An 18083-nucleotide genomic window follows, 5' to 3' on the forward strand; every position below is an offset into this window, starting at 1 on the left:
AGAGACAGGCATGTCCAGATTTATCGCTCTTCGCACCGCCTCACTGCTCTCCGCCTCCCTGCTGCTCGCCGTCGGTACCACCGCCTGTAGCGGCGACAAGGACGGCACCGGCCTCCGAACGTCCCCCGCGTTGACGGCCACCGCGCTGCCCACCGCGCTCACCTCCCAGAAGCCCGACTGGCAGCCCTGCCCGGCGCCGTCCATCGCCCAGGGCGGCGACGGCAAGGCGCCCGGCAAGCTGCCGGACGGTACGGCATGGGAGTGCGCGACCATGAAGGCGCCCCTGGACTACGCCAGGCCCGACGGCGACACCATCGATCTGGCGATGATCCGCGCCAAGGCCGTGGGCGGCGGCAAGCGGATCGGCTCGCTGGTCTTCAACTTCGGCGGGCCGGGCGCATCGGGCGTGGCCACGCTACCGGACTACGACGCCGCCCAGTCCCTGCGCTCGCGCTACGACCTGGTCAGCTTCGACCCGCGGGGCGTCGGTAACAGCGCGGGCGTGACGTGCCTGAGCGACAAGGAGACCGACGAGCGGCGCGCCAGGACACACGACCTGACCGAGACGGCCGAGGAGAACAAGAGGACCGCGGCGGCCTGCGCGAAGAAGTCCGGGAAGGTGCTGCCGCACGTCGGTACCGAGAGCGCCGCCCGCGACCTGGACCTGATGCGCCAGGTCCTGGGCGATGCCAAGCTCCATTACTTCGGCATCTCCTACGGAACCGAACTGGGCGGCGTCTACGCCCACCTGTTCCCCAAGAAGGTGGGACGCACCGTCCTGGACGCCGTCGTCGACCCGGCCAAGGACTTGGTACAAGAGTCACTGGGCCAGGCGAAGGGCTTCCAGCTGGCACTGGACAACTATCTGGCGGACTGCGCGAAGACGCCCGGCACCTGCCCGTACCGGAGCCCCGAGGACGGGCACCGGCGGATCGCCGAGCTGCTGGTGAAGACCGGCGAGCAGCCGCTGCCGACCACGAGCGGGCGCAAGCTCACCCAGGAGGAGGCCGTCAACGGCATCGCCCAGATGCTGTACTCCGATGAGTTGTGGCCGAGCCTGTCGATATCGCTCTCCGACGCGGAGCAGGGCAGCGGCGACAACCTCCTGACGATGGCCGACGTCCTCAGCGGCCGTGACGACCGGGGGCACTACAGCACCATGCAGGCGGCCAACACCGCGATCAACTGTGCCGACACCAAGCGGCGCCCCACTCCCCAGGATGTGGCGGCCAGACTGCCGGAGTTCCGCAAGGCGTCACCGGTCTTCGGTGAGCCGGCCGCCAAGGGCCTGCTGAGCTGTACCGGCTGGCCGGTCACCGGCAAGAGCGACACCCCGCAGGTGTCGGCACCGGGCGCCGACCCCATCGTCGTCATCGGAAACGCGGGCGACCCGGCGACCCCCGTCGAGGGCGCGCGGAAGATGGCCGAGGAGCTCGGAAAGGGCGTGGGCGTGCTGCTCACCGTCAAGGGCGAGGGCCATGGCACGTACGGCGTCAACCCGTGCGCCACCAAGGCCGTGAACGAGCACCTGCTGCACGGCAAGGTCCCGTCGGACGGAACCGTCTGCTCATGACCACGGGGTAGCGCGACGGGCCCGCGCACACCGATCCGGTGACGCCGTTGCCGCCGCCCACGGGTTTCTTAACCCCGGGAGCCGATCCCCGCCGGACCCGGACCCGAACTCGGCCCCGACCCTGCCTGTTCACCCCCCGCCGAGCCCGCAAGGCGCTCGATGCCCGCCGGTCGGCGGAGGGTGGGCGCGGTCGGCCGGCTGCGCCGTCCGGGTCGGCCGTCCCGGCCTACGCGGACGGGGCGAGCCAGTCGTCGAGCGGGACTCGGCAGGAGTTGAGAATGCCGGCGATCAGTGCGTAGGTGCCGATGAGGGCGAGCAGTTCCAGCAGTTGCGGTGTGGAGTGGTGGGTGGCCAGTTCCTGCCAGGTGGCGGAGGAGAGTGCGTGCCCCTCGCACAGTTCGTCGACGGCCCGCAGCAGCGCCCGGTCGGCTCCGTCGAAGCCGGGGCTGTCCGGCCCGTCAGGGATGCGGGCGATCTCGGACTCGGTGAGGCCGGCGGCGGCGCCCAGGCGGACGTGGTGCTGCCACTCGTAGGGCGAGCCGGTGCGGTGGGCGGTCCGGAGGATCACCAGTTCCCGCTGGCGGGGCGGGATGAGTCCCTGGCCGAGCTGGGTGAGCAGGGGTACCAGGGCGACCAGCAGGTCGGGGTGGTTGCCGATGGTCGCCAGGACGTTGAGCACCGGGCGGCCCGCCAGCGGCCCGGCGCCGTCCGCGAGGAGCTGCGCTGCGGGGCCTGCCAGGCGTGGGGCCAGGTTGGCGATCTCGGACGCGGGCCGTGGCGCGATGCGCGGGGTGTCGGCGGGGCGCGGCACGACGCGCAGGGCCGGAGCGGCGGGGCTCGGCGCGGCGTACTGGTCGAGGAGGCCCATCAGCTCCTCCTCCCCCGGCGTACCGTCGCCGTTGAGTTCGCGGTAGATGGCGCCGATGTTGAGCACCAGGCGTTCGGGGTCGTCCCAGTCGGCGATGGTGTCCAGGTCCATTTCCCGGGCGGCCTGTATCACGGATACGCCCGCCCCGTGGGCACGGACAGCGTGGTCGCGGACGCGTTCGAGGTAGTCGCGGAAGGTGCGGACCTCGCGCTTGCCGACGACCGGGCCGTGTCCGGGCACGATCGTTTCGACGTCCAGGCAGAGGATCAGATCGCAGGCGGTGATCCAGTTCTCCACCGGGCCGCTGTGGATCACCGGGTGGCCGCCGACGAACAGGATGTCCCCGGTGAACAGCGTGGCGGCGTCCGGGACATGGACCAGCACGTCCCCGGCGGTGTGGGCCGGGCCGACCTCGATCAGCCGGACCGTACGCCGGCCCACCGCCACCTCCAGCTCGCCGCTGAAGGTCCGGGTCGGCAGCGTCGGGGTGATGCCGGTGAAGTCGAAGGTCTTGCGCATGTCCTCGGCGACCCGCGGGAGCCGGACCGCGCCGGGCGCGGCGAACAGTTCGTGGAGCCGGTCGCGGCGCATGGCGGCCGCGGCGGCCTCGGAGGCGAGGATCGTGGCGTCCGGGAGCAGTTGGTTGCCCCACCAGTGATCGCCGTCGCTGTGGCTGTTGACCAGCGTGCCGATCGTGAGCCGGGGCAGTGCCCGCGCCATCGCGTCCAGCATGTCGCGGGTCTGCGGGACGGAGAACAGGGTGTCGACGAGCAGCCCTTCGTCGCCGGAGACGATCAGCCCGGCGTTGCTGAACCCCCAGGAACCGTTGGGCTGCAGGTAGGCGTAGGTGTCTGCGGCGATCTCGTGCAGACCCGGGGTGAAGGGGACGGCCATCGCTTGACCTCCTCGATAGATGCACTCGGATGTACTTGAGTACCAATGTATACTCAAGTATCGATTGGACCCAAGTACACTCACGGTGTGAGGTCGACGACACCGCAGGACGCGGGAGAACCGCAGGACCGCCGCGAACGGCGCCGCAACGCGACACGGGAGCGGCTGCTGACCGCGGCCCTCGAACTGTTCGCCGCCCAGGGGTACGCGGCCACCACCTATGAGCACATCGCCGAGCGCGCCGATGTGGGCCGCCAGACCGCGTTCAACCACTTCCGCCGCAAGGAGGACTTCGTGACCGCCTGGGTCCAGGGGCGGCACGAGCGGCTGGACCGGCAGGCGGCGGCGGACGCGTCCGCCACGGGGAAGTCCGCCGTCGAGGCACTGGCGGACGAACTGCGCGCACTCGCGGAACTCAACGAGCGGGATTACGCGCTGGCCAAGGAGCTGCACGACGGTGGAGTACTGCACGCCGCCTTCGGCCTCGGGGCCGCCACACCCCATGCGATCCTCGCCGTTGTCACCCGCGGTCAGCAGCGCGGCGAGATCCGCGGCGACCTCGATCCCGGGACGCTCGCCGATATGGTCTTCGACGGTTATGTGACCGCCCTGAGCCGCTGGCTGAGCGGCGACGGCGCGTACTCGCTCACCGAGGCCCTGCTGACCAGGCTCGCCGTGCTCGCGGAGGGTTTCACGGCCCGTGGCGCCGCCAATTCCCGCCGTTCCGGCGCGAGTTGACGTGACGGCAGCAGGGCCGATGACCGATCCTCGCCTCCCCCGGCCGGCCGCAACAGGCAGCACACCACGGGGTATTGAGGACCTCGGACCCGGCGGACGCCGGACAGGGCACCGACGCCGGTCCGGTCAGTCCTGCGTGCGATTGGCGTGCAGCCGGAAGGCGGTCGGCGTCCGGCCCGTGCGTTCGCGGAAGAACCTGGTGAAGGCCGTCGCGTGGGGGAATCCGAGCCGTTCCGCGATGCGGCTCGCGGGCAGGGCGGTATGCAGCAGCATCCGCTTGGCCTCCAGCAGTACGCGGTCGTCGATGAGCCGCTTGGCGCCGTGTCCGACCGCGGCCCGGGTGGCCCGGCTCAGGGTCCGGACGCTGTAGCCGAGGCACCTCGCATAGTCCGCCACCCGGTGGCTGCGGGTGAAGCCGTTCTCCACCGCCTGGTGGAAGCAGTGGAACGCCTCACTTCCCGCCGCGCGGGCGCGGGGGTCGTCCGGTAGGTGGGTCAGGCGCATCAGCAGGACGGCGAGCAGGTGGCGCATGATCCCGGCGTGCACGTCGACGGGCAGTGAGCCCAGGCGGCGTTGCTCCGTCTCCAGCATCGCGAGGGTCTGCCGCACCGGCGCGTCGGCCGGCGGCGGGAGGGTGACGGGCAGGCGCCAGGCACGCTGGTCGAGACCGACGGCGGCGACGGCGTCCGGGCCGAGCACATTGGCCTGGAAGAGGACCGCCGCCCCCTCCGCGTCCAGGGCGCCGGACCGGAACCGGAGCACCTGCCCCGGCCGCACCCACAGCCAGCTTCCGCCGGGCGCGACGCATTCGGTGGAGTCCACCGAGCAGGGCAGGAGTCCCGCTCGTACGGAGATCACCAGATGGAAGGCGGGCCGGACGGGACCATATCCGCCGTCGGTGCGGCGGCCGATACGTGTGACCAGCCTCGACAGTCCGAGGACTTCCACGCCGGGCAGGCTGCCAGGCGTGTCCGGGAACGGGACCTCCGGGACGCTCCCCATACGACGCGTCTCCTTTTGCACAGAGTCCGGCGGTTTTTCACCCGAGCGGGACGCGGCGTCGAGCCTAGCGTGGAGTCACGGCGCAGGTCAGCGGCGCCGACAGGGGGCCCCGCTACGCGCGCCCGTTGACCCGCACCGGCCACAGCCACGCGAACCGCGCATCGGCACAACCCCCGCATCCACTGCACCGACCGCGCCCATCGCACGCCCGGACCGCCCCACCACGACGAGGAGACCTCATGGCCCCGCACCACCACCCGGCACTCAGTTTCCGGGACTTCCTTGACGGACTGCTCGCCGCCGGCGACGCCGTACCGATCGCCCGGCCCGTCGACCCTGAACTCGAAGTCGGGGCGGTCACCCGGCGGGCCTACGAGACCCGTTCGCCCGCGCCCCTGTTCACCACCCTCACCGGCGGCGCCACTGGATTCCGGATCCTCGGCGCCCCGGCCGGGCTGGGCGCCGCGGACCGGGGCACGTACGGCAGGCTCGCCGCGCACTTCGGGCTGGAGCGCCACAGTGGCCCGAGGGACATTCTGGAGAAGCTGGTCTCCGCCCTGCACGCGGTACCCGTGCCACCGGTCGTCGTCGCCGACGGTCCCTGCAAGGAGAACATCCGCCGCGGCGACGACGTCGATCTGGAGCGGTTCCCCGTCCCGTTGCTGCACCAGGGCGACGGCGGCCGGTACCTGGGCACGTACGGATTCCACATCGTGCGGAGCCCCGACGGCAGTTGGACCAACTGGTCCGTCGGACGCACCATGCTGCGCGACCGCACCACGCTGGTCGGCCCGGCGATGCCGCAGCAGCACCTCGGCATGATCCGCGAGATGTGGCGGGAACGGGGCGAGCCCACCCCGTGGGCCATGGCGCTGGGCGCACCCCCCGCCGCCCTGGCCGCCGCCGGTATGCCGTTGCCCGCCCACGTCAGCGAGGACGGCTACGTCGGGGCGCTCGCGGGCGGCCCCGTCGAGGTCGTCCGGACCGAGACCAACGGCCTCTATGTGCCCGCCCATTCGGAGATCGTGCTGGAGGGGTACATCAGCACGGACGAGACGGCGCCGGAGGGGCCGATGGGCGAGTACCACGGATACCTGTTCCCGCAGAGCAAACCGCAGCCCGTCTTCCATGTGCAGGCGGTGACCCACCGCGACGATGCCGTCCTGCCCGTCTGCGTGGCGGGCGTACCCCCGGAGGAGAACCACACCATCTGGGGCACGATGATCTCGGCGGAGGCCCTGGACCTGCTGCGCTCCGCGGGTCTGCCCGTCGATCTGGCCTGGTGTTCCTACGAGGCGGCCACCTGCTGGATGGTGATCTCCGTCGATGTCCGCGAGCTGGCGGCGAGGAGGACCACCGAGGCGGAACTGGTGGATGCCGTGGCGAGGGTGCTGTTCGGCTCGCACGCCGGCTGGCTGGTGCCCAAAGTCATCCTGGTCGCCGACGACATCGACATCACCGACATCGATCAGGTCGTCTGGGCGCTGGCCACTCGCTACCACCCCGGCACCGAGTACTGCTTCCCCGACACTCCCGGCATCCCCATGGTCCCCTACCTCACCCCCGAGGAGGCCCGCACCGGCCGCGGCGGCAAGTCGGTGATCAGCTGCCTGACACCCGAGCAGTTCATGGGCACCACCCGCGGTACCACCGCCTCGTTCCGCACCTCCTACCCGCGCGCCCTCCAGCAGCACGTCATCGACAACTGGGGTGCCTACGGCTACCGCTGACACCGTCAGCCGGGCCCGCGACCGGCCCGCGGACACCGCACCGGCCGGTCATCGCGGGAACCGCCACGGCTGCGGGAGCCGCCACCGGCCGGGATACCGGTTCCGGCCGCGGTGGCTCAGCGGAGCAGCATCTGGACGATGCCCACGGTCCCGACCACCACGATGAGGGTGCGCAGGAGTACGGGACTCAGGCGGCGGCCCACCGTGGCCCCGATCTGGCCGCCGATGGCGGAACCGACCGCGAGGAGTGCGACGGCCGTCCAGTCGAAGTCCGCGACGGCGAGGAAGAAGAGCGCGGCGACGCTGTTGACGACGGCGGCGAGAACGTTCTTGGCGGCGTTGAGACGTTGCATGCTGTCGTCGAGGAGCAGGCCCATCAGGGACACGTAGACGATCCCCTGGGCCGCGGCGAAGTAGCCGCCGTAGATGCTGGCCAGGGTCAGTCCGATGAGCAGCGGCAGTCCGCCGTCGGGGGGACCGGAGGTGCCGGTCAGTTCGCGGCGCTGCCGCAGGTTCTTGCTGATCCGGGGCTGGAGGACGACCAGGACGAGAGCGAGGCCCACCAGGACCGGCACGATCCTCTCGAATGCCGTGGCGGGCAGGGCCAGCAGCAGCGTGGCACCCGTGAGACCGCCGAGCAGCGCGCCGGCGCCCCACTTCAGGATGCGCCGGCGCTGGCCGCCGAGTTCCCGCCGGTAGCCGATGGCTCCGCTGATCGAGCCGGGGATCAGGCCGAGGGCGTTGGAGACCGTGGCGGTGACGGGCGGCAGGCCGACCGCGAGCAGAACGGGAAAGGTGATCAGTGTCCCGGAGCCGACGACGGCGTTGATGGCCCCGGCCCCGGCGCCCGCCCCGAAGACGGCGAGCATCTCCCCCAGCGTCACGCCGCGCCCGATTCCACGGAACCGGTGCCACCGCCCGCCGCGGCGGAGCGCGAGGGCCGTGATCCGTCCGGCTGCCGCATCGGGACGACCCGCACCGGAGTACCGGAGTACGCGGTGCCCGGCTCGACGGCTATGCGAGCGCCGGCCGCCGCCGCGGGCGGGACCCCGAGGTATGTGGTGTTCATGACGTACAGCATAGAAACGGAACGCTTCGGGAGTGGCCGAAGTGTCCTAGCGGTAATCAGGCGTCCGGGCCCGATGCACGCCCGCGAGGGGGCGGACGCCGTCATGGGTGCACGGCCGTGCCCGGCCCGGCGGCCGCCCCACCCCGCCCCGCCGGGTCAGTTGTCGACGTACTTGCGCAACACGGCCTGGTAGTCGGCGAATTCGGGCCCGGTGTGGAGCTTGTCGGTGCCCTTCTTGAGGTAGACCAGCCCCGGGCAGTTGGGCTTCCCGGAGCCGCGCAGCTGCTCGCTGCCGACCTTCTTGCCCGTCCTGGCCTCGTACACGGTGACGTCGTACACGCCGCGGTACAGCTTGATGGTGTCCGAGGTGAACTTGCAGTCGGTCAGGAACTCGCCCTCGTCGGGGGTGTCCAGACAGGCGATGAGCTGGACCCGGTGCGGGTCGAGTCTGTTTCCGCTCCAGTAGTCCGCCGTGTCCGAGGCCGGGTAGAGAGACTGGGGGGAGCCGGACTCGCTGATGGTGAACATCGCGATCGGGTGCGGGCCCGCGCCGGTGCGGTCGGCCGCCTGCGGGAAGTACTTGCGGGCCAGGCCCGCGCCGCAGCCGGTCTCGAAGTCGGAGACACGGCCGAGCGCCTTGTCGTTGGCCTTCGGCTCGAACAGCACCCAGTAGACGCCGTAGCCGACCACCGCCACCATGACCACCGCTATCACCCGGACGAACAGCGTCCGCCGCCGGCGCTGTCCGGGCCCCGGGTCCTGCGCGGACGCCCCGCCGGACCTGCGCCTGCTCGCCAGGAGGTATCCGAGGTAGAGGACCGGGGCGGCCGCCAGCACGGCGAACAGGGCGCCGACCAGCGGATTCCCGCCGTTGAAGGCGATCACGGAGAAGAGCACCGCGAAGCCGAGGAGCAGGACGATCAGCTTGGCCATGAACACACCGTTCCGTGGAGCCCGACAAGGAGCCCAAAGGCTACCGACGGCAGGTGAGTTCACCTCGACGGTTCTGTACCAAGGTCATGACAGGTGCTCAACAATCCCGCTCGCCCGGTGAGGCGGCCCGGTCACCTCACCAGCCGGGCCGCCGCACCGGTCCGCCGGCCCGTGCGGGCCTCGGTCCCGAACCGGGAGTTCGCGGTCAGTCTCCGGTCGGGACCACCGAGGAGTGGTGGTTGATGATCAGCCACCGCCCGCCCCGCAGCTCGTAGACGAAGGTGTAGCGGGCGTCGACCTTGGACTTGGTGCCGTCCTTGTTGGTCAGCGTGAACTGGTAGAGGCCGGTGTCGATGGCGGCGGTGGGGCCCAGGATGTGGATGAACCGCTCCTGGATCCGGCCGACGGGTTTGCTTTCGAGGAAGTGCTCGAAGTAGTCGACGATCCCGGCCCGGTCGGTGCGCACCCGGGCCGAAACGGTCGGCAACAGCACCGCACCGGGGGCGTAGAGGTCTGCGACACGGTTCGCGTCACCCGTGGCCAGGGCCGCGTTCCACCGGTCGAACAGGTCGGCGATCTGCCGCTGCGTGGGCAGCGGTGTCGTGGCCGCCGGGACCACCGTGGCCGCTGTGGCCGTGCGTACGGCAGGGTCTTGGACAGGGGTGCCGGCCGCGTAGGCGGACCCCGCACCCGTGAAGAGTACGGCGACGGTGGCGACGGCGACCCCGGCGGAATACATGCGTCTCACAATGCACCTCCCGCTCTGTGGCAGTTCTGCACACAGGGAAGACCAGCTTCACTCACCCCACGCGATTCGGCACCCGCAGCGCCGCCCCGGCCGCCGTGCGCTCAGAACGTGATGGTCGAGACGGTATAAACGACCGGATGGCCGGGTTCGTCGTGGCTGACCATGATCCGCTGTGAGGGCTGCGGGGCCTTCTTCTCATGGCTGGTGCCGGTCCACTGCCGGTCGGTGGTGAAGTCCCAGCCGACCTTCGCGGCCTGTTCGGGCGCGATGGTGGGCGTGCCCGAATTGAGGTCCTCGGCCGAGGTGCCGACCTTCGTCAGGAACTTGTCGAGCCCCCGGTCGTCCGTCCTGAACTGCACGAACAGCGAGCTGGTCTGCCAGGAGTTGGACTCGTAGTAGTAGACCGGGGTGGAGCCGACGGGGACCGGGACGTTGTAGATCCGCTGCTGGACCTTGGAGGGGAAGCCGTTGGTCAGGCCGGTGGCCGCGGCCTCCTGCTCCTTGCCCTCGCCGCTGTCGCGGCTCTGCTCGGCGGAGATGACGATATAGCCGGCCGGGATCGTGATCAGCAGGAAGACGATCAGCGCCATCAGCCACGGGCGGGGGCGTTTACCGCGCGGCGGCCCGGCGAGATGGTCGTCGTGCATATGCGGGTCCGGTTCGGTCATCGGCGGCCGGACCGTTCATAGCGCTCGTACCGCTCGACGCGGCGGCGGTTGGCGCGCCGGAAGCGGCGGGCGACCAGCCGGGCGAGGTCCGCGGCGCCGACCATACCGGCCTCGGGGCCCAGCTGGGCCTTGGCGATCCGGGCCTCGGGGCGGTAGCCGCGGCCGGTGAGCTGGCGCCGGAAGGCGTCCCGGGCCGGGCCGATCAGGAGATCGTCGGCGGCGCTGACGCCACCGCCGATGACGAAGCAGGAGGGGTCGAGGGCGGCCGCGAGGTTGGCGATACCGACGCCGAGCCACTGGCCGATGTCCTGGAGGAGCTCGACGCACATCGCGTCGCCCTCCCGGGCCAGCTCGGTGATCAGCGGTCCGGTGATGTCGCCGACGCGCCCGCCGACCCGTTCGATGATGTTGTACGCGACCGGGGAGTCGGCCGCGGCCAGTTCGCGGGCCTCGCGCACCAGGGCGTTGCCGGAGCTGTACTGCTCCCAGCAGCCGCGGTTGCCGCACGGGCAGCGGTGGCCGCCGGGGACGACCTGCATATGGCCGAACTCACCGGCCACGCCGTACTTGCCCCGCTTGACCTGGCCGTCCTCCAGGATCGCGCCGCCGATACCGGTGCCGAGGGTGATCATGACGAGGTGGTCCTCGCCGCGGCCGGCGCCGAACCGCCATTCCGCCCAGGCGGCGGTGTTGGCGTCGTTGTCGACCATCACCGGCACCGCGAGGCGCCCGGCGAGCCGGTCGCGCAGCGGTTCGTTGCGCCAGTTCAGGTGCGGGGCGAACAGCACCTTGCTGCGGTCGGCGTCGACCCAGCCGGCCGCGCCGATGCCCACCGCGTGCACATCGTGCCGGTCGGAGAGGTCCAGCACCAGCTCGGTGATGGTGTCCTCGACGACCTTGGGGCTCTTGGACTTGTCCGGTGTCTCGGTGCGGACCTTCTCCAGGATGGTGCCGTCGGCGTCGACGACACCGGCCATGACCTTGGTGCCGCCGATGTCGATACCGACGGTGGGCACCCGCGGCGCGGTCAGCAGCGAGCGGCGCTCACGGGTGCCGACCGTGCGCAGCACGGTGGCTCTCGCCGACCCGCGGTGCACCCGTTCCCGATACGTGCTCATCGGCCCACCTCTTCGCCGTTACGGCTGCCGTGACGGTCGCGGCGGCTGCGTGCTCGCAAGAGTCGTCTCGTCCCTGCGGATCTCGGGAGGCCGGGGCCTCGGCGTGCATGGTCCGCTGCGATTGTGCATCACGCGCGGCCTCCGGCGCACCGCGGCCAGGGGCGGGCGGCCCGCACGGGGCGGCGGACCGGCCACGGGGTGCGGGCCGGGTCAGTCGGACCGGTGGCCGCCGGGGAACTCCGGGGTCGCCGCGCGGGACAGTTCGTGGCTGAGCTGCTCCAGCTCGCTGCCGCCCGCCATTTGGCGCGTCAGCTCGTCCAGCGCGATCTCCGACTTGGCGTGGCTGCCGGCCATCGTGCCGCGCTTGAGCAGGACGAAGCGGTCGCCGACGAGATAGGCGTGGTGCGGATTGTGGGTGATCAACACCACGCCGAGGCCGGCGTCGCGCGCGGCCGCGACGTACTTGAGGACGACGCCGGACTGCTTGACGCCGAGCGCCGCGGTCGGCTCGTCCAGGACGAGGACCTTGGCGCCGAAGTACACGGCGCGGGCGATGGCGACGCACTGCCGCTCGCCGCCCGAGAGGGTGCCGATCGGCTGGTCGACATCGCGCAGGTCGATGCCCATCCGCAGCAGCTCGCTGCGGGTGGTCTCGCGCATGGTGCGGACGTCGAGGCGGGCGAAGGGGCCGCGGCCCTTGGTGGGCTCGGAACCCAGGAAGAAGTTCCGCCACACCGGCATCAGGGGGACCACCGCCAGGTCCTGGTAGACGGTGGCGATACCGCGGTCCAGCGCCTCGCGGGGGGAGCCGAGCCGCGCCTCCTCGCCCTCGATGGTGAAGGATCCGGCGTCGTGCTGGTGCAGCCCCGAGATGATCTTGATGAGGGTGGATTTGCCGGCGCCGTTGTCACCGAGCACACAGGAGATCTCCCCCGCGTGCACCTCCAGGGACACCCCCTCCAGCGCCCGGATGCTGCCGTAGTACTTGCTGACGTCGGTGAGCTCGACCAGGGCCGTCATGCCTTCGCCTCCGCGCGCTTGCGGATCCATGCGTTCAGGAGCGTGGCGAGCAGCAGCATCGCCCCGAGGAAGAACTTGTACCAGTCCGGGTTCCACTGCGCGTAGACGATGCCCTTGCTGGTCATGCCGAAGATGAAGGCGCCGACGGCGGCGCCGATCGCCGAGCCGTAGCCCCCGGTCATCAGACAGCCGCCGACCGCCGCCGCGATGATGTAGAGGAACTCGTTGCCCACACCGTCGCCGGACTGGATCGCGTCGTACGAGAACAGCAGGTGCTGGCCGGAGACCCAGGCGGCGAAGGCGACCCCCATATAGAGGCCGATCTTGGTCTTGACCACCGGGACACCGACCGCGCGGGACGCGTCCGCGCCGCCGCCCACCGCGAAGATCCAGTTGCCGACGCGGGTGCGCAGCAGGATCCAGGTGGCCACCGCGACCAGCACGATCCACCACAGGATGGTGATCTGGATGTCCACCCCGCCCAGGGTCAGCCGGGAGGCGAAGAGCGCACGGGCCGAGTCGAAGCCCTCCATATCGGCGATGGACTTCGTCGAGACGGTGCCGCTGATCAGCTTGGTGAAGCCGAGATTGAGGCCGGTCAGCATGAAGAAGGTGCCGAGTGTGATGAGGAAGCTGGGCAGTTTCGTCCGGGTCAGCAGGAAGCCGTTGAAGAAGCCGATGGCCAGGGTGACCAGCAGCGATACACCGACGCCGACCCAGGTGTTGGCCGTCAGCTGGTAGCTGACCATGGACGAGACCAGCGCCGAGCTGACGACCATCACACCGGCCGACAGATCGAATTCGCCGCCGATCATCAGCAGCGCCACCGGCACCGCCATGATGCCGATCGTCGAGGACGCGTAGAGCACGGTGGAGAGGCTGGATGCCCGCAGGAACGGTTCCGCGACGACCGAGAAGAAGACGAAGACGGCGATGGCCCCGACGACCGAGCCCAGCTCGGGGCGGCCCATCAGGCGGCGCACCGGCGAACGGCGCACCAGCCCGTCGTCGGCCGCGCCCCCCGCCGGCGGGCCCGAGGGGGCCGGCGACGGTACGGCGGTGCTGCTCATCGCGTTCCCCGCTTCGTGTACTCCTGGAGCGCCGCGGCGTCCTTCTTGGTGATCACCTGGGGCCCGGTGAGCACCGGCTTGCCGCCGCCGAGGACGTCGGAGTTGTACTTGTAGAGCCAGAGCAGGTCCACCGCCTGGTAGCCCTGGAGGTAGGGCTGCTGGTCGACGGCGAAGCCGAGCGAACCGTCCTGGAGGCCGGCCGCCACCTGCGCGTTGAGGTCGAAGGTGTCGATCTCGGCCTTGCTGCCGGCCTGCTCCTTGGCCTTGACGGCGGTGGGGGCGAACGGCGCGCCGAGGGTGACGACGGAGTCGATGGCGCCGTCCGCCTGGAGCTTGGACTCGATGGAGGACTGCACATCGGGCATGTTGGTGCCCTCGACGTACAGCTTCTGCAGCTCGCCCTTGAAGCTCTTCTTCGCCCCGTCGCAGCGCTGCTCGTGGCCGACGTTGCCCTGCTCGTGCAGGACGCAGAGCGCCTTCTTGCGGCCGCGCCGGTTCAGCTCCTCGCCGACCGCCTCACCGGCCACCGTCTCGTCCTGGCCGATGTGGCTGAGCGCGCCGAACGCCTTGGACTCCGCGGAGCCGGAGTTCACCGTGATCACCGGGATGCCGGCCTTCTCGGCCTTGGCGACGACGTCCTTCATGGCGTCCGGCTTGGCCAGCGTCACGATCAGCCCGTCGACCTTCGCGTCGATGTAGGACTGGACGAGCTGGCTCTGCCGCGCGGCTTCCTCGTCGTTCGCGTAGACGAACTTGATGTTGTCCTTGGCCGCGGCCTGCTTGGCGCCGTTCTGCACGATGTCCCAGAAGCTGTCGCCGGCTCCCGAATGGGTGACCATCGCGAAGGTCCACCGGGGGGTGTCCACCGCGGCCCTGCCACCGGCGGCCTTGGCGGCGCGCTCGTCCTCCGCGCGCTTGCCCCCGGTGCTGCTGCACCCCGCCAGGGAGGCGCCGAGCACCGCTGCCAGCACGGCGCTCACGACGCGCACCCCTCTGCGAACCCTTACCACGAGGTCTTGCCCTTCCCGCTGATGTCACGCTGTGTGGTGTGCGCGGTGACGCGCACGGGCACCGGTTTCCCGGCACCAACCGCCCAAGTATCCGTTACGGCCGACCGGTGCGGATTCATCGGGTCCCGCGACCCGTGCGCGGTCACCGGGTACCGCGTCCGGTGTACTCCGCGAGCTTCGGTACGTCCTTGGAGGTGACCAGGGTGGGACCGGTGAGCACCGGCCGGCCGCCGCCGAGCACATTGCCGTTGACCTTGTCGAGCCAGAGCAGGTCCACCGCCTCGTACCCCTGGAGGTAGGGCTGCTGGTCGACGGCGAAGGCCAGGTCCTTGGACTTGAGGAGCCGTACGACGGTGGAGTCCAGGTCGAAGGTCGCCAGCTGCGCGGTGCTGCCCGCCTGTTTCCTGGCCTCGGCGGTGAACGCCGCCATCGGCGCGCCGAGGGTGACGACCGCGTCGATGGACCGGTCGGCCCGGAGCGCGGCCGCGACGGCGGACCGGGCGGCGGACGCGTCGGCGCCGTCGACGGTGAGGTTCGTGACCGGCCCGTGGAAGCCCTTGCGGACACCGGCGCAGCGGTCCGCCAGCGAGGTGTCGCCCTGTTCGTGGATGACGCAGAGGGTCTTCTTGGCGTGCCGGGCGGTCAGCTCCGCGCCGACCTCCTGCCCGGCCGCCGCGTCGTCCTGGCCGATATGCGTCAGCGCCCCGTAGGCCCGGGAGAACCGGCCGCCGGCGTTGACGGTGATGACCGGTATGCCCCGCGCGACGGCCTTGCGGACGGCCGCCTCGACGGCCGCCGGCTCGGCGAGGGTGACGATCAGCCCGTCGACCTTCTGGTCGATATAGGACTCCACCGCCTCGGCCTGTTCCGCACCGTCCGTGTCGTTGGCATAGAGGAACTTCACGTTGTCCTTGGCCGCGGCCTGTTCGGCACCGTTGCGCACGATGTTCCAGAAGGTGTCGCCGGTATCCGCGTGGCTGACCATCGCGAAGGTCATCCGGGGCGTATCGGCGATCCTGCGGCCCGTGCCCGTCCCACCGTGTCCGCCGTGCTCGCCGCCGGAGCCGCTGCACCCGGCGACCAGCGCGAGGGCCGCCAGCAGGGCGGCCGCGCCGCGGAATCCGGGTCGAGCCGTACGCACGCAGATCATCGTGGAACCGCCTTTCCTCCCCGGCCGCCGGAATGACGGTTGGAGGAGTTCTAACGGTGCTGACAGAGCCACGTCAATGGTTTGTCTGAACATTCTGACGCGGAGTTCGATTATCCGGCGCGTATACCGGCGTCCCTCCGGCGGGCGGCCAGGGGCGGGGACGCGGTGTGGACGCGGTGGGCGGCACCGCCCCGCCCCGTCCGCCCGGCCGCGCTCAGGGGCGGACGAGCAGCTGGAACTCGAAGGCGTAACGGGACGCCCGGTAGACGTGAGAGCCGAATTCGACCGCGCGCCCGGTGTCGTCGAAGGTGGTCCGCTCCATCGTGAGCAGCGGGGCGCCCTCGGGCTCGTCGAGCCGCGCCGCCTCCTCGGCGGTCGCGGCCCGCGCGCCGACCGCCTGCCGGGCACTGTGCAGGGTGATCCCGGCCGACCGCATCATGCGGTACAGACCGGTCTCCTCCAGCCGGGCGGTCTCCAGCTCCAGCAGACCGGCCGGAATGTGGTTGCGCAGATGCGCGACGGGCTCGCCGTGGGCGAGCCGCAGCCGCTCGACGAGCACCACCTCCGCCCCCTCGGCGATGCCCAGCGCGGCGGCGATCTCGGCGTCCGCCTGGGTGAGGACGTTGCGCAGCACCCGGGTGGCGGGCTTCTGCCCGGCGGCCTCCAGATCGTCGTAGAGGCTGCTCAGCTCCAGCGGGCGCTTGACCTGGCTGTGGACGACCTGGGTGCCGATACCGCGCCGCCGGACCAGCAGCCCCTTGTCGACCAGCGACTGGATCGCCTGCCGCACCGTCGGCCGGGACAGGCCGAGCCGGCCGGCCAGCTCGATCTCGTTGCCGAGCAGGCTGCCGGGAGCCAGCTTCCCGTTCTCGATCGCCGCTTCCAGTTGCTGGGCCAGCTGGAAATACAGCGGGACCGGACTGCTCCGGTCCACGCTGAACTGAACGGGGCTCTCGGCGCCCGCGGTACCTGTCTCGCGTTTCCCCACGGTCGCGAGCGTATCCGCCCGCACAGATGACGGGAAGTCCAGAGGTCACATTGTCCGGACAAGGGCGGGTGGGGGTGACTTCTCCCCGCCCCCTCCGGCCGATCCGGGGCCCGGGTACTCCGGCAGTCCGGCACTCCCGCGCTCGGGCCGCCGTCCGGCCGAGCCCGAGCCGCTGTGCACCCGGTGCACGGCCCGGCCCGGGGAACGCCGCACCGTCCGTTACAGCGATGGTCCGACCGCGGAGGCGCAGTTCCCCCATTGCGAGCGGGCCCGGCCGGCGCAGAAGGCTGCAGGGCCGGGTGAGGTTCGCCAGGTTCCCCGTTTCCGTACCGGGCGGGGCCGTCTACGCGCTCGTGTCGTCCTCCTGGGGGAAGTCGGTCGAGCGGGCGAGGTCTTCCCAGGTGTTCAGATCACTGTCGACGGCGTCGCGTCCGGCGCGGATCACACGCAGCGCGTCGGAGCCGAGAACGAGGTGGGCCGGCGGGTTCGGTGTGCCGAGGATGTGCAGGACCGCGGCGGCTGCTCGGGCCGGGTCGCCGAGCTGCCGGCCGCTGGCCTGTTGGCGGGCGGCGCGGAGGGGTTCGAACAGGCCGTCGTAGTCGGGGACGGACCGCGGTGCGCGGATCATCGAGCGGCCGGCCCAGTCGGTGCGGAAGGAGCCGGGCTCGACGGCGGTGACGTGGATGCCGAAGGCGGCGACTTCCTTGCCGACGGCTTCGAGGATGCCTTCGAGCGCGTACTTGCTGCCGCAATAGGCGGACACTCCGGGGAAGCCGGTCAGGCCGCCCATGGAGGTGACGGCCAGAATGTGCCCGCGGCGGCGCCTGCGCATGAAGGGCAGGACAGCCTGGACGGTAGCTGCGGCGCCGAAGACGTTGACGTCGAACTGCGCGCGCAGGTCGGCCAGGGACGTCTCCTCGAAGGTCCCTTCCAGGCCGTAACCGGCGTTCGCGATCAGCACGTCAATGGGGCCGACGGCCTTCTCCACCTCACCCGCCACGGCGAACACGGCTTCGTCGTCGGTCACGTCGAGGACGCGGGCATGAGCGTGTTCCGGATGGAGGGCGGCGAAGGCTTCCGCGTCGGCCTGTTTGCGGACGGTTCCGACGACGGTGTGGCCGGCGTCGAGTGCGGCGGCGGCGAAGGCGCGGCCGAGGCCGCTGCTGACGCCGGTGATCAGAAACCTCTTGGCCGTGTGTGTCATGCCCGTTCTTCCTTGTGGAGGACGAGGTGCTCGTGGAAGAGCACGCCGTCCCGGATGTCGCCGGTGGCTGTGAAGCCGGTGTCGTCGACGTAGTCGAGGTGGCTGCCGGTCACCGTGTAGCAACCGGTGTAGGCGCTGCGGCAGTTGCCCCGCGCTTCGTCGTAGCGGCCGTCGGCGCGGAGTTCCTGCCGGATGTGCCCGTCCGCGGTCACCCACATCCCGACCACGTCCGCGTCGCCGGTCCTTCGCCCGGGGGCCTCCTCCGGCGGGTCCGACTCGTTCCTCACCATGCGCTCCTTC

Annotated in this window: 18 protein-coding genes; 3 read left to right on the plus strand and 15 right to left on the minus strand. The window is 71.0% G+C overall.

Annotation, left to right across the window (positions count from 1 at the left end):
- Nucleotides 1-10: 10 nt before the first annotated feature.
- Nucleotides 11-1573, plus strand: coding sequence for an alpha/beta hydrolase (locus tag IH09_RS15620; RefSeq protein WP_052856848.1), 1563 nt, complete (start codon nucleotides 11-13; stop codon nucleotides 1571-1573).
- Between the two features lie 226 nt (nucleotides 1574-1799).
- Here IH09_RS15620 and IH09_RS15625 read toward each other — a convergent pair whose 3' ends face one another.
- Entirely contained in the window at nucleotides 1800-3335 is a 1536-nt protein-coding gene (locus IH09_RS15625) for an MBL fold metallo-hydrolase (protein WP_052856849.1), read from the minus strand.
- An 87-nt stretch (nucleotides 3336-3422) separates the two neighbouring features.
- Between IH09_RS15625 and IH09_RS15630 the strand changes: the two genes are divergently transcribed.
- On the plus strand, nucleotides 3423-4073 hold the full coding sequence (locus IH09_RS15630) for a TetR/AcrR family transcriptional regulator (RefSeq protein ID WP_052856850.1): 651 nt from the start codon (nucleotides 3423-3425) through the stop codon (nucleotides 4071-4073).
- Nucleotides 4074-4199: 126 nt separating this feature from the next.
- Here the strand turns inward: IH09_RS15630 and IH09_RS15635 are convergent, their stop codons facing one another.
- Nucleotides 4200-5075, minus strand: a complete 876-nt coding sequence (locus IH09_RS15635) for a helix-turn-helix transcriptional regulator (RefSeq protein WP_052856851.1) — start codon at nucleotides 5073-5075, stop codon at nucleotides 4200-4202.
- A 239-nt stretch (nucleotides 5076-5314) separates the two neighbouring features.
- Between IH09_RS15635 and IH09_RS15640 the strand changes: the two genes are divergently transcribed.
- The gene (locus IH09_RS15640; protein WP_052856852.1) at nucleotides 5315-6805 is read left to right on the plus strand and encodes a UbiD family decarboxylase; all 1491 of its coding nucleotides are present in this window, start codon (nucleotides 5315-5317) and stop codon (nucleotides 6803-6805) included.
- Nucleotides 6806-6921: 116 nt separating this feature from the next.
- On the opposite strand, the gene IH09_RS15645 is transcribed toward IH09_RS15640, so the two are convergent.
- The 13 genes from IH09_RS15645 to IH09_RS15705 form a co-directional block, all read right to left on the minus strand.
- Nucleotides 6922-7689, minus strand: coding sequence for a TSUP family transporter (locus IH09_RS15645; protein WP_052856853.1), 768 nt, complete (start codon nucleotides 7687-7689; stop codon nucleotides 6922-6924).
- The gene (locus tag IH09_RS15650) at nucleotides 7686-7874 is read right to left on the minus strand and encodes a hypothetical protein (RefSeq protein WP_190233306.1); all 189 of its coding nucleotides are present in this window, start codon (nucleotides 7872-7874) and stop codon (nucleotides 7686-7688) included. Before IH09_RS15650 ends, IH09_RS15645 begins: the two co-directional genes overlap by 4 nt.
- Nucleotides 7875-8030: 156 nt before the next feature.
- Entirely contained in the window at nucleotides 8031-8807 is a 777-nt protein-coding gene (locus tag IH09_RS15655; protein WP_052856855.1) for a hypothetical protein, read from the minus strand.
- A gap of 205 nt (nucleotides 8808-9012) precedes the next feature.
- Nucleotides 9013-9546 carry an SgcJ/EcaC family oxidoreductase gene (locus tag IH09_RS15660; RefSeq protein WP_052856856.1) on the minus strand — a complete coding sequence of 178 codons (534 nt, stop codon included), beginning with the start codon at nucleotides 9544-9546 and terminating at the stop codon, nucleotides 9013-9015.
- A gap of 110 nt (nucleotides 9547-9656) precedes the next feature.
- The gene (locus IH09_RS15665) at nucleotides 9657-10223 is read right to left on the minus strand and encodes a hypothetical protein (protein ID WP_052856857.1); all 567 of its coding nucleotides are present in this window, start codon (nucleotides 10221-10223) and stop codon (nucleotides 9657-9659) included.
- Complete coding sequence (locus IH09_RS15670; protein WP_052856858.1) at nucleotides 10220-11341, minus strand: ROK family glucokinase; 1122 nt, start codon at nucleotides 11339-11341, stop codon at nucleotides 10220-10222. The genes IH09_RS15665 and IH09_RS15670 overlap by 4 nt, the downstream gene beginning before the upstream one ends.
- A 210-nt stretch (nucleotides 11342-11551) precedes the next feature.
- Nucleotides 11552-12361, minus strand: a complete 810-nt coding sequence (locus tag IH09_RS15675) for an ATP-binding cassette domain-containing protein (protein ID WP_052856859.1) — start codon at nucleotides 12359-12361, stop codon at nucleotides 11552-11554.
- Nucleotides 12358-13431 carry an ABC transporter permease gene (locus IH09_RS15680; protein WP_052856860.1) on the minus strand — a complete coding sequence of 358 codons (1074 nt, stop codon included), beginning with the start codon at nucleotides 13429-13431 and terminating at the stop codon, nucleotides 12358-12360. Before IH09_RS15680 ends, IH09_RS15675 begins: the two co-directional genes overlap by 4 nt.
- Nucleotides 13428-14441, minus strand: a complete 1014-nt coding sequence (locus IH09_RS15685) for a sugar ABC transporter substrate-binding protein (RefSeq protein WP_446750520.1) — start codon at nucleotides 14439-14441, stop codon at nucleotides 13428-13430. The genes IH09_RS15680 and IH09_RS15685 overlap by 4 nt, the downstream gene beginning before the upstream one ends.
- 142 nt (nucleotides 14442-14583) lie before the next feature.
- Nucleotides 14584-15591 carry a substrate-binding domain-containing protein gene (locus IH09_RS15690; protein WP_052856861.1) on the minus strand — a complete coding sequence of 336 codons (1008 nt, stop codon included), beginning with the start codon at nucleotides 15589-15591 and terminating at the stop codon, nucleotides 14584-14586.
- Nucleotides 15592-15805: 214 nt separating this feature from the next.
- A complete protein-coding gene (locus IH09_RS15695; RefSeq protein ID WP_052856935.1) occupies nucleotides 15806-16525 on the minus strand; it encodes a UTRA domain-containing protein in 720 nt (239 codons plus the stop codon).
- A gap of 397 nt (nucleotides 16526-16922) precedes the next feature.
- Nucleotides 16923-17783, minus strand: coding sequence for an oxidoreductase (locus tag IH09_RS15700; RefSeq protein WP_052856862.1), 861 nt, complete (start codon nucleotides 17781-17783; stop codon nucleotides 16923-16925).
- On the minus strand, nucleotides 17780-18073 hold the full coding sequence (locus IH09_RS15705) for an Atu4866 domain-containing protein (RefSeq protein WP_052856863.1): 294 nt from the start codon (nucleotides 18071-18073) through the stop codon (nucleotides 17780-17782). The genes IH09_RS15700 and IH09_RS15705 overlap by 4 nt, the downstream gene beginning before the upstream one ends.
- Between the last annotated feature and the right edge of the window lie 10 nt (nucleotides 18074-18083).

The organism is Streptomyces celluloflavus (assembly GCA_000720995.1).
GTDB classification, from domain to species: Bacteria; Actinomycetota; Actinomycetes; order Streptomycetales; family Streptomycetaceae; genus Streptomyces; species Streptomyces celluloflavus.